Raw genomic sequence first — 10,623 nt, 5'->3', positions numbered from 1 at the left:
CCCGATCACCACGGCTCCCTCCGTCCCCTCTGCCACGTCGCAACACCGTCCACCACCGCGACCGGCACGCCGACGTCCACCACTCCGGCACCGACGAGTCCTGCTGCAGCCCAGGCGAAGCCGCAGGACTACGCAGGCAAGGCACCCGGCTGGTACTACTTCTCGAGCCCCAGCGGAAAGTTCGAGTGCGGTATCGCCGTCCTCGAATCCTCGATCGCCGGATGCCACGGATCACTCCCTGATTCGGCACCCGAGGTTCCCGGCAGCGGGGCGTCGGGAACGGCGGTGAAACCCAATGCTGTGCAGCTGATCGCCGGGTCCCCGGCGAAGTTCGAAAGCCTCGGCGATCCCAAATTTCACCGTTTCGACGGTCCTGCGGCGGCATTGCCGTACGGCGAAGTGCTCACCGTCCCCGGAAGTGGCTCAACCAACGGCCTGCAGTGCAGCATCGATGAGCAGACCGGGGTCACGTGCTCCGATCAGGTCGGTCACGGCTTCACCGTCTCGGACGACGATTTCGACCTTCGTTGACGGTCTCGTTCGCGCGGCAAATTACCAGGCGTAATGTCCGGGGACGGTACGACAATCCCTGCCGTACGGTCTCCCCAGCGGCCGACGCCCGTGCGCGCGGCCGGAAGGTGCATCACTCATGAATCAGACCTCGGACCGCCACACAGCGAAGGTCATCGGCGTCAGCATCGCCGCTGCTGTGGGCGGGTTCCTGTTCGGCTTCGACAGCTCGGTCATCAACGGCGCTGTCGACTCGATCGAAGATCACTTCTCCCTCGGCTCGTTCACCACCGGCTTCGTGGTCGCGATCGCCCTCATCGGGTGCGCAGTGGGTGCCTGGTTCGCCGGCAGCCTCGCAGACCGTTGGGGACGCAAGAAAGTCATGCTGCTGGGCTCGGCCCTGTTTGTCATTTCCTCGATCGGTTCGGGATTGGCGTTCAGCGTCCCCGATCTCATGCTCTGGCGAGTGCTCGGCGGACTCGGAATCGGCATCGCCTCGGTGATCGCACCGGCGTACATCGCCGAGATCGCTCCGGCCAAATGGCGTGGCTCCCTGGCCTCGCTCCAGCAATTGGCCATCACCATCGGCATTTTCGCAGCTCTGCTGTCCGACGCCCTTCTCGCCGGTGCCGCCGACGGCGCGTCCAACGACCTGTGGTTCGGCATCGAGGCCTGGCGCTGGATGTTCCTGGTCGGCGTGATTCCCGCTCTCGTGTACGGGTTGCTGGCCACCCTGATCCCGGAGTCTCCGCGCTACCTCGTCGGTCAGCATCTCGACGAGGAAGCGGCCCGAGTCCTCGCCGAGATCACCGGTGAGCTGCATCCGGACGAGCGCGTCCACGAGATCAGACTGACGCTGCGCAAGGAGTCACGCTCGTCGTTCGCCGACATTCGCGGTCCGAAGTTCGGCCTGCAACCCATCGTCTGGGTCGGCATCACGATGGCCGTGTTGCAGCAGTTGGTCGGCATCAACGCCATCTTCTACTACTCGACGACGCTGTGGCGGTCGGTCGGCTTCACCGAGGATCAATCGTTCACCACCTCTGTCATCACCGCTGTGATCAACGTGGTGATGACGTTCGTGGCGATCCTGTTCGTCGACCGCATCGGTCGGCGCAAGCTGCTCATGGCGGGCTCGATCGGCATGTTCGGCGGGCTCGTCATGGCGTCGGTGGCCTTCTCGCAAGCAACCGGCAGCGGCGACGAGGTCACGTTGCCCGCTCCGTGGGGTGCGATCGCGTTGGTCGGGGCCAATCTGTTCGTCATTTTCTTCGCCTCGACCTGGGGTCCGATCATGTGGGTCATGCTCGGTGAGATGTTCCCCAACCGTATGCGCGCCATGGCGCTCGGCATCGGTACCGCAGCCAACTGGATGGCCAACTTCGCTGTCACGCTTGCCTTCCCACCACTGACGTCGTCTGTGGGGCTATGGGTGATCTACGCAGGGTTCGCTTTGTTCGCCGCGCTCTCGTTCTTCTTCGTGAAGGCCAAGATCAGGGAGACCAAGGGCATGGAACTCGAGGACATGCTGGGCTGACGCCGAACCGCAGATACAGGGGCGGCGGCATCGACACCGAGTGACCGGTGTTACTGTCGCTTTCGTTCTGACACGGGGTGTGTCCGCCGATGCGGATGCTGAGATCAAACCCGCCGAACCTGATGCAGGTAATGCTGACGAAGGGATGTCAAGGCGATGACGCCTGTTGTATCTGCGGACCCGGTCCGCTTCACCGATCTACTGTGGGATGCCTCCGAGGACATTCGACGCGCGATCGACGACCTCGAATTTCTTCGACTCCTAGGGGCGGGGACGCTTCCGCTCGACGCGTTCCGTCGGTACCTCGAACAGGACTCGCTCTATCTCGGTGGGTACGTCAAGTCGCTGTCGCTGCTGGCAGCACACGCACCGAACCCGGTCGCCGGAGCATTCTGGGCAAGCGCCGCCGCGAGCGCAATGGACGAAGCCGCGTCGCACGAAGCCATGCTGACCGGTGGAGCGCTGCCCCCGTCGACCCGGACGCCAGAGCCTTCCCCGGCATGCCTCGGTTACACGTCCTACCTGACCGCGACGGCGGCAACCGAACCGTATCCTGTTGCAGCAGCAGCTGTTCTGCCGTGCTTCTGGATCTACGCCGACGTCGGCCGCTCACTCGCCGGTGCCGCGAGGGCGGTTCTCGATCGCGATCCCGATCACCCGTACGCGCAGTGGGTGGCCGCGTACGACGCCGCCGAATTCCATGCCATCGTCGACGAAGCCAGGACATTCGTGGACGACGCGGCTGCTGCCGCGACTCCGATACAGCGCGAGCAGATGATCGACGCCTTCGTCGTGGCATCGAGGTACGAATTGATGTTCTGGGACAGCGCTTTACATCCCACCCCATGGCCCCTGGCCGAGAGTGCGGTGTACGCATGAGAACCACTCGAATTCTCGCCTCGTTGGCGGCGGCCGTCGTTGCCACGACCGGACTGGCGGGCTGCTCGGACTCGACGGACTCCGACACCATTCGGTTCGCGTTGGACTGGACGCCGAACACCAACCACACCGGCCTCTATGTGGCCCTGCAGGAAGGCTATTTCGCCGACGCCGGCCTGGACGTGGAGATTCTGCCGTACAACAATACTGCGGCGGACACTCTCGTCGATGCCGGAAACGCCGAGTTCGGTATCAGCACACAGAGTTCGGGCGTCTTCGCCACCTCGGCGGGTGCGCAGATCGTCTCGGTCCTCGCGCCGCTACAACACTGGGCGACCGGCATCGGAGTTCGCGCCGATCGAGACGACATTCCGAGCCCGAAAGCACTCGACGGAAAGGTCTACGCCGGCTTCGGCGAATCCGGTGAGCAGGCCGGACTCCAGCAGGTCATCCAGAATGACGGCGGCACAGGCGAATACGAAACGGTGGTACTGGGCACCTCGGCGTACGAGGCGGTCTACTCCGGTACCGCCGACTTCACCGTCTCCTACTTCGCGTGGGAAGGCATCGAGGCCGAGCACAGCGGAACGCCGATGAAGTACTTCGACTACACCGACTACGGATTTCCCGACGCCTACGCGATCACGATCAGTGGTAACGAGCCCTGGCTCGCAGCCCATCCGGATCAGGCCGAGAAGTTCGTCCAGGCACTTCAGCGCGGCTACCAACTCGCCGCCGACGATCCGGACAAGGCCGCACAGGATCTGATCGACGCCAATCCGGGAACATTCACCGACGAATCGCTCGTCTTCGAGAGCCAGGAGATGCTCGCAGAGAAGTACATGAAGGACTCCACTGGCGAGGTAGGACGGCAGAGTCTCGACAAGTGGACCGAGTACTCGAAATTCCTCTACGACAGCGGTGTGCTCGCCGATCAGAACGGCGCGCCTCTGACCGCGGAGCCGGACTGGTCGACCTACTTCACCAATGACTACCTCGGCGATCGATGAGGCGGTAGCCGCTGACCGAGGTTCCTACTCGTTCAGCGGTATCCGAGCCTCGCTGCGTTGGGCGTGGCCTGCGCTGACCGTCGTCGTTCTGATAATCGCCACCTGGCAGGTCTACGTCCAGATCAGCGGCATCCGGCCGCAGGTGCTGCCGTCCCCCGGCCGCGTGGTGGTCCAGGGTTGGGCGCAGCGCGACGCGATCGCCGAGAACGCGGCGGCGACCCTGCAAGTGACCCTCGTCGGTTTCGCGGTCTCGTTGGCCCTGGCCTGGTTGCTGGCCATCGCGGTGGATTTCTCGCCGTGGCTGCGGCGCGCGTTCGTTCCCCTCTTCGTCGTATCGCAGACGCTTCCGATCATCGCGATCGCGCCGCTGTTGATCATCTGGTTCGGCTTCGGGCTGCTTCCGAAGATCCTGGTGATCGCACTGGCCACGTTCTTCCCGATGGCCATCGGGCTCATCGAGGGTTTCGCAGCGGCCGATCGGGACGCGCGGTCGCTGCTGGCAAGCATGGGTGCCTCGCGCTGGCAACAGTTTCGATACGTGCGGCTACCGTCGGCGCTTCCCCGATTCTTCACCTCGCTGCGCATCGGAATCACCTACGCTGTCGTCGGTGCGATCTTTGCCGAATATGCCGGGGCCAGTGCGGGACTCGGAATCTACATGAGCCAACAGAAGAACTCGTTTCGTACCGATTTGGTTCTCGCCGCGGTTGCCGTCACGGCCGTGATCAGTGTGGTCCTGTTCGTCTCGACCTTCCTGGTGGAGCGGTTCGTCGCGCCTTGGGCACGTCACGGTTCGGCGGGTCTCCATGTCTGACGCCGACACGTGCATCGATGTTCGCGATCTCAGCAAATCATTCGGCGAGAAGCCCGTACTCGACGGCATGTCGTTCGGTGTTCACCCCGGCGAGTTCGTGTCGATCATCGGCCCGAGCGGTTCCGGTAAGAGCACGGTGTTCAACATGCTGGCCGGGCTCGACAGGCCCGATTCCGGCACGGTTCGAGTACCGCCGTGCGCCTACATGCCGCAGAAGGATCTCCTGTTTCCGTGGCGTTCGGTGTTGGACAACACCACCCTCGGGCTCGAAGTGCAGGGCGTTGCAAGAAGGAAGCGCGGGCGCGGGCACGCGAGCTGTTCCCGGTGTTCGGCCTGGACGGGTACGAGTCGGCCAGACCGTCCGAGCTCTCCGGCGGCATGCGCCAGCGGGCGGCGCTGCTGCGCACTGTGGTGCAGGGACGATCGGTACTACTGCTCGACGAACCTTCGGGGCGCTGGACTCGTTGACTCGAAGCGACATGCAGGCGTGGTTGCAGCAGGTCTGGTCGGAGTTTCGGTGGACGGTGCTGATGATCACGCACGACATCCGCGAAGCGGTCTATCTCTCCGATCGCGTGATCGTCCTCTCCCCCAGGCCCGCCCACGTTCGACGCCAGATCGAGGTGACGCTGCCCCGCCCACGCGGACTCGAGATCGTCACGACGCCGCAGTTCGCGGCGGTGGAAAAACAGTTGATGGACGTTCTGCTCAGCGCGTCGACGCTCTGACCGGTACCGCGGGGATTCAGTCGACACAGGGTTCAGTCGACGCAGGGGATTCCGCCGTCGCTGTGCACACCCTCATCGGGGGCTGTTGCCGGGTCCAGGGGCGGATCCGACGCGACGACCTCGAGCGGGGGCGGCGTAGTTGCCGGATCAGGCGCCGAGGTCATCGGCGATGCGGGCGCAGGCGCGTCGCCGATCAACCGTGCTGCCTCGGCCCTGATGGCATCGACGTCGACGAGGTTGACGTCCTGGCCGTCGATCGTGTCGTAGCCCGTGATCGGGAGGGTGTAGAAATCGATGTCGCCCTGCATGACTGCACCGGCTCCCCCTGCGAGCTTCACCGGATCCAAGGATGCATCGATCACGACGTCGTTCTTGGTGCCCGCTACGAGCGCCCGGAGTTCGTCGATGTTCGCCATGACACCGGAGGAGCTGAGCTTGGCCATCACTCCCGCCACGAATGCCTGCTGTCGTTTGGTTCGATCCAGGTCGCCGTTGTCGAGGCCGTGGCGTTGCCGGACGAAGGACAGCGCCTGCGAAGCGCTCAGCTCTTGCGCCCCCGCCGCAAAGTCCGCCCCCGAATAAATGTCGTGTACCGGATTGTTCAGGCACACCTGAATGGGCCCGACGGCGGTCGCCACGTCGTAGAAGCCCAGAAGGTTCACTTCGGCAAAATGATCGATCGGCACGTCGAGCAGATCACGAACCGCGGTCAACGTCGATCGTCGACCAGCGTCTCGCGCTCGACGCTCCCGCTCGGCCGTATCGATGACGCCATCGTCGAGCAATTGTGAATCGGCGTCGGCTTTCGCAAGTCCGTACGCCTCCTTGATCTTTCGCTTGCCGTATCCGGGAACGTCGACGTAGTCGTCGCGAGGTATCGACAGCGCGGTCGCGCGACCGCCGTCGGCCGGAAGGTGCACCAGCAACAGCGTGTTGGTGTTGTAACCGCCGACATCGCTGTCGCCCGCATGCAGCGCATCGGTGATGAACTCGGCGGGCAGGTCGTTGCCGTCCATGTCCTTGCGACTGTCGAGGCCGATCAACAGGATGTTGGTGTCCTCGCCGTTGCCACTCGAATCGTTGTCAGCGATGCCGTCGAGCGCATCCGAGGTGGTCAGTCCTGTGGTGGCTTCGCGGTACACCGCGAACCCGATTCCACTCACCGCAATCGAGGCAACTGCCGCAGTGGCGACGATAACCCGGCCGATTCGGAGCGCGAGGCCGCGATTGCGCGACGGCGTCCTCATGCGATGGCGCCCCGATCCACGTTCACCGCGGGTGGTGTCGTTGCCTGGGCCGTTCGGGAGCACCTCGCCAGGCTACTCGGCCCTCACCTGGCGGTTGCTCCACCCAATCGCAGCGCGAGATCGTCGACGGCGGAGAACGCCGCCTCCAGATTGGCTCGTGCCCGCGAAATCTGCGGTGCGAGCGCCGGCACCCGCTCGGCGAGCGTCAGGTCGACCGGAACGAAGTGCACGTCCATCCCCAGAGCAACTCCGAGCACCTGTCGCAGTTGCGCGGTGGTGTGGTCGGCGGAGGCGTTGTCGGTACCGGGGGTGTAGTCGTTTCCCCGACTGGTCACCACGACCACGGGCTTGCCGACGAGAGGTGCCGTGTCACTGTCGAACGGCACGGTGATACCCGGAACGTGTACGTAGTCGATCCATGCCTTCAATGTCGACGGGATCGACCAGTTGTACATCGGTGCGCCGATCACCACCGCGTCCGCCGAGATCAGTTCCTCGATCAGTTCGACCTGCAACGCCTCGGCGGAAGGATCCACGGTTTCGTCGGCGGTTCGCAGATGGGGTGCCCAGTGCAGCGCCGAGGTGGGTAGGTGCGGCAGCGGACTCGAGTGCAGGTCTCGATGGATCACCGAGTGATCGGTGCCGATGCCATGCCAGGCGTCCGAGAAGCGGGCCGTCACCCGACGGCTGATCGAGCGATCCGGGTCTGCGGACGAATCGAGGTGCAACAACTGGGGCACTGCAACACTCCTCACATGCTGGGTGCTTCGAGCCTATGCGTACCGACGCCTCTGCCCGCTCCTATCCTGGACCGATGGACTTCCGATTCGTCATGCCTGCTCTCGACTCGCGATCGGCCAACTCGCTGGCGGCGGTCGTTCACGAGCGGACCGGACCAGACGTGGACATCAGAATCGGCGGTTCGGAGGTTCCGCTCGACGAAGCAGCACGCAGTGCGGTGTTGGAACTTCTCACCCAGCTCTCGACCGGTCGGGCGGTGGCCATCGGCACCGTGGACGAGTTGCTGACCACCTCGCAAGCTGCCGAGGTGCTCGGTGTTTCCGACACCTATGTCAGACGGTTGGCCGATGCGGGCGATCTACCGATCGAAATGCGAGGCACTCACAGACGATTTCGGCTCGAAGACCTTCTGCGGCATCGTGATCGATTCCGGTGACGTTGGGGTGCCGTCACCCGGCCTCACGTTCGACGTGCTCGGACTGGACGGTCATGAGATCACGGAACGCCTGACCGGCAGCCAGCCAGAGTTGTTCGGAGTCGATGTAGTCCACCCCTCGGATCTCGACATCACCCAGGTACGCGCCGACGTCGACCGACAACATTCCGATGACCGAAGAGACGTCGGCATCGAGATACGTGGATTGGGTGTTCTGCAGTTCTCGGAATTGAGCCGAGAAGAACTCGGCTGGGATTCTCCGATCGACGAACTGGGCGATGAGGAACAGGAAGCGGGACGCGTGGGCTGAGCCCGTCCGGAAGGAATGTTCCATGGTGAAGACCTCTCCCCACGGTCGACAGCACCCCTCGCACTGTCGACCGTTGAGCTCGCTGATACCCGAATTTCGATGCACGGACGAACTCTCGAACATCGATTCGACCCAGAGGCTAAAACAGGGAGCTCGTCCTACCAGCGCAAGATTAATCGGACCTTTGTCCCGTTTTTACCGGAAATGCCAATTTGGTGAGGAGTCACAACACAGCGGTCGTGAGCTGTGGTTCTCTACTGAAACGATCCCAGCGGAGCGCGATCCGGAGTGTCCAGCTGCCAGAACTGCCAGCCGTCGCGCTCCTCGACATCCCCACTGATATGTGTGGCTACCGCACTGGCAGCGACGGATGGATTGTCGAACCGGCGGCCTTCCATCGGTCCTGCGGTGATCTCCAGTCGCTGCGTCTCGGGATCGTAGCGGGCGCTGAGCCGATAGCCCTCACAATCGGCGACCACCCGTACCCGGTTGTCGATCACTTCTTCTTCACGGCTGCCTTGGCCGACTTACGAGGTGCCTTCACCCGTGGTGTACGAACCCACGTCTGTTCGGGGCCGAGGTCGACCGATCTGTCCAACGTCGAACTCAGACCCAGCAGGTCCCAACGCTCGCTGCCGTGCAGCACTCGGTCCACGGCGATTGCGTGATGCCCGGTCCTGGTCCGGAGTGGCGAATCCTGGACCCAGAGGTCCACTTCTCCGCGGATGTCGGTAGCCATCTCTTCGGACGAGACCATGTAGAAGCGCGGCTCTTCGTTCGCGAGATCGACGAACACCCAATACGAGGATCCGGTGTCGTCACTCTCGAGCGATTCGTCCTGCCTGCGGGCCTTCCAATCACCCGTTACCTTCGATCTCACTCGGACTATGCACGACGACGTGCCGTCCATCGACCAGACCTGCACGGGATTGCGTCGCGATGTCGTCAGCCGCTCCGCGCGTCCACCGCGCTGTGCGACGGTTCGGATGAATGCCTTGATTCCCCGGTCGGATGTGTCTTCCACGGATTGCCACCTTCAGCCTCGAGAGCGCCCCGTACTTATGAAGAGAGGTGTTGCGACGGGTGGCGCTTGCACGACTCGGTTTCCCTCACCCTACTGCGTCAATGCGTGCTCGAGTAACCGCAGAACACCCCGCAGGACGGGTGCCGGTTACCGTGGTGACACCGAACTCGGCGAGGAGGTACAACCATGACGGTCGAGATCACCCACGACGGTGCCGACCATCGCTTCGAGATCTATGTCGATTCCGAGTTGGCGGGATACTCGGAGTACCTCGAATCGGACGGTTCCAGAACGTTTCACCACACCGTGACGCTTCCGCAGTTTCGCGGTCGAGGACTTGCCGCTGCCCTCACCGAATACGCTCTCGACGACACCAGCACGCAGGGACTGCGCGTTGCCCCTGCGTGCTGGTTCGTTCGCGACTTCATCGCAGCCGCGGGCGATCGCTACTCGCATCTGATGGAGCCCTGACCGTCAGCGCCGGAACGACATCACCCCGACGCTGATCTCGGATTCCGATTCACAGTCGTTCGAGGCCACTGTGTCCGCCGCCCCGGTCTCACCTGAATCCACCTCTGCGACAGCTGTTTCGGCAGCTCGTTCCGCTGCAACCCGACGCCGTTCGTAGTTCTGCGCACCACGCGCGACGCGTTGTCGGTGTTCGTTCAGGATCTGTTCGTAGTGGTACATCTGTTCTCCTACAGCAAGAGTGGACGCCGAACACAGAGCATTACTATGCGGCGAAGTATTGGATCGATTGCTGAATATCGTTGACCGAAACCGGCCGATTCGGCCGAAGGCTCACTCAGAGAGCATGATCGGCGCAAATCGCGAACCGAGAGCAGACGACTCGACGGCCTACGTAATTCGCTTCTGCTGCCATTGTCCACCTCCACGGTCTCTGCGATGTGCCTGTGCCACGATCATGCACGGCCGCAGCCACGAACTCCACCGATTAAATTCAGCGAGCACGACGCGAAAACTGTCGTCCACCAATTGACCTGTCACAAAGGCTATTTCGCAGGCACATCACTTTCGAGCGACGGGATGCGGAGACGATGGCATCGCACCGAACCGTCACAGCGTTCGCCGCGAGGTGATACTCGTATCTACCGTCAGCTGTGTAGAAGTAGAGACTCCGAGCCCGCAAACGCGCGCGCATTTGCCCTCGTATAAGCAGTCCGCAGTCGCCTCGCATGCCGTGCCCGGGTTCTGGCCCTCACGTCCACGAATAAGCGCGCGTTTGCCCTGGCGTACGCAGTCCGCAGCCGCCTCGCGCGCCGGCATCCGGCCTGAGTCCCTCGTCGTCGCGAATGCGCGCGCGTTCGTCAGGTGCGCGGGGAATGGTGAGCGGTCGGGGTGCGATTGTGCGCGCGGATGGCGAATG

At 63.3% G+C, this 10,623-nt stretch carries 11 protein-coding genes, 2 pseudogenes and 1 riboswitch; of the genes and pseudogenes, 8 read left to right on the top strand and 5 right to left on the bottom strand.

The genetic code is table 11. The features are described from left to right. The 6 genes and pseudogenes from RHBS_RS30840 to RHBS_RS31600 form a co-directional block, all read left to right on the top strand. Positions 1-531: hypothetical protein (locus RHBS_RS30840; protein WP_237669348.1), on the top strand; the 531-nt coding region annotated here is incomplete at its 5' end. Between the two features lie 118 nt (positions 532-649). Next, positions 650-2,047 carry a sugar porter family MFS transporter gene (locus tag RHBS_RS17590; protein ID WP_128646131.1) on the top strand — a complete coding sequence of 466 codons (1,398 nt, stop codon included), beginning with the start codon at positions 650-652 and terminating at the stop codon, positions 2,045-2,047. A 63-nt stretch (positions 2,048-2,110) separates the two neighbouring features. Next, a riboswitch (TPP riboswitch) is annotated at positions 2,111-2,210 on the top strand. Next, a complete protein-coding gene (locus RHBS_RS17585; RefSeq protein WP_128646130.1) occupies positions 2,204-2,926 on the top strand; it encodes a TenA family protein in 723 nt (240 codons plus the stop codon). (Overlaps the previous riboswitch by 7 nt.) Beyond that, positions 2,923-3,936, top strand: coding sequence for an ABC transporter substrate-binding protein (locus tag RHBS_RS17580; protein ID WP_128646129.1), 1,014 nt, complete (start codon positions 2,923-2,925; stop codon positions 3,934-3,936). Before RHBS_RS17585 ends, RHBS_RS17580 begins: the two co-directional genes overlap by 4 nt. After that, the gene (locus RHBS_RS17575) at positions 3,914-4,750 is read left to right on the top strand and encodes an ABC transporter permease (RefSeq protein WP_187298536.1); all 837 of its coding nucleotides are present in this window, start codon (positions 3,914-3,916) and stop codon (positions 4,748-4,750) included. Before RHBS_RS17580 ends, RHBS_RS17575 begins: the two co-directional genes overlap by 23 nt. Further along, positions 4,743-5,478: pseudogene (locus tag RHBS_RS31600) on the top strand (ABC transporter ATP-binding protein). Before RHBS_RS17575 ends, RHBS_RS31600 begins: the two are co-directional and overlap by 8 nt. A 32-nt stretch (positions 5,479-5,510) precedes the next feature. Here RHBS_RS31600 and RHBS_RS17565 read toward each other — a convergent pair. Both RHBS_RS17565 and RHBS_RS17560 read right to left on the bottom strand, forming a co-directional pair. After that, positions 5,511-6,788, bottom strand: coding sequence for an LCP family protein (locus RHBS_RS17565; RefSeq protein WP_128646128.1), 1,278 nt, complete (start codon positions 6,786-6,788; stop codon positions 5,511-5,513). 20 nt (positions 6,789-6,808) lie between these two features. Continuing rightward, positions 6,809-7,465: an FMN-dependent NADH-azoreductase gene (locus tag RHBS_RS17560; protein WP_128646127.1), complete on the bottom strand. Its 657-nt coding sequence runs from the start codon at positions 7,463-7,465 to the stop codon at positions 6,809-6,811. Positions 7,466-7,539: 74 nt separating this feature from the next. On the opposite strand from RHBS_RS17560, the gene RHBS_RS17555 reads away from it, so the two are divergent. Further along, complete coding sequence (locus RHBS_RS17555; RefSeq protein WP_128646126.1) at positions 7,540-7,902, top strand: helix-turn-helix domain-containing protein; 363 nt, start codon at positions 7,540-7,542, stop codon at positions 7,900-7,902. Positions 7,903-7,915: 13 nt separating this feature from the next. Here RHBS_RS17555 and RHBS_RS17550 read toward each other — a convergent pair whose 3' ends face one another. Both RHBS_RS17550 and RHBS_RS17545 read right to left on the bottom strand, forming a co-directional pair. Further along, positions 7,916-8,236: a homoserine dehydrogenase gene (locus tag RHBS_RS17550; protein WP_128646125.1), complete on the bottom strand. Its 321-nt coding sequence runs from the start codon at positions 8,234-8,236 to the stop codon at positions 7,916-7,918. Positions 8,237-8,466: 230 nt separating this feature from the next. Continuing rightward, positions 8,467-9,236: pseudogene (locus RHBS_RS17545) on the bottom strand (hypothetical protein). Positions 9,237-9,422: 186 nt separating this feature from the next. Here RHBS_RS17545 and RHBS_RS17540 point away from each other — a divergent pair. Beyond that, the gene (locus RHBS_RS17540) at positions 9,423-9,707 is read left to right on the top strand and encodes a GNAT family N-acetyltransferase (RefSeq protein ID WP_128646124.1); all 285 of its coding nucleotides are present in this window, start codon (positions 9,423-9,425) and stop codon (positions 9,705-9,707) included. Positions 9,708-9,710: 3 nt separating this feature from the next. Here RHBS_RS17540 and RHBS_RS17535 read toward each other — a convergent pair whose 3' ends face one another. Continuing rightward, entirely contained in the window at positions 9,711-9,926 is a 216-nt protein-coding gene (locus tag RHBS_RS17535; protein WP_128646123.1) for a hypothetical protein, read from the bottom strand. Positions 9,927-10,623 lie beyond the last annotated feature (697 nt).

The sequence above is a fragment of the Rhodococcus sp. BS-15 genome (assembly GCF_000813105.1).
In the GTDB taxonomy this organism is placed as follows: domain Bacteria; phylum Actinomycetota; class Actinomycetes; order Mycobacteriales; family Mycobacteriaceae; genus Rhodococcoides.
The sequence above is the reverse complement of the archived record's forward strand: the minus strand, read 5'-3'. Positions and strand labels throughout refer to the sequence as shown.

Coding starts and splice junctions, on each gene's coding strand:
- RHBS_RS17540 (WP_128646124.1), top strand. CDS start 9,423: ATGACGGTCGAGATCACCCACGACGGTGCCGACCATCGCTTCGAGATC.
- RHBS_RS17550 (WP_128646125.1), bottom strand. CDS start 8,236: ATGGAACATTCCTTCCGGACGGGCTCAGCCCACGCGTCCCGCTTCCTG.
- RHBS_RS17575 (WP_187298536.1), top strand. CDS start 3,914: ATGACTACCTCGGCGATCGATGAGGCGGTAGCCGCTGACCGAGGTTCC.
- RHBS_RS17535 (WP_128646123.1), bottom strand. CDS start 9,926: ATGTACCACTACGAACAGATCCTGAACGAACACCGACAACGCGTCGCG.
- RHBS_RS17555 (WP_128646126.1), top strand. CDS start 7,540: ATGGACTTCCGATTCGTCATGCCTGCTCTCGACTCGCGATCGGCCAAC.
- RHBS_RS17580 (WP_128646129.1), top strand. CDS start 2,923: ATGAGAACCACTCGAATTCTCGCCTCGTTGGCGGCGGCCGTCGTTGCC.
- RHBS_RS17590 (WP_128646131.1), top strand. CDS start 650: ATGAATCAGACCTCGGACCGCCACACAGCGAAGGTCATCGGCGTCAGC.
- RHBS_RS17585 (WP_128646130.1), top strand. CDS start 2,204: ATGACGCCTGTTGTATCTGCGGACCCGGTCCGCTTCACCGATCTACTG.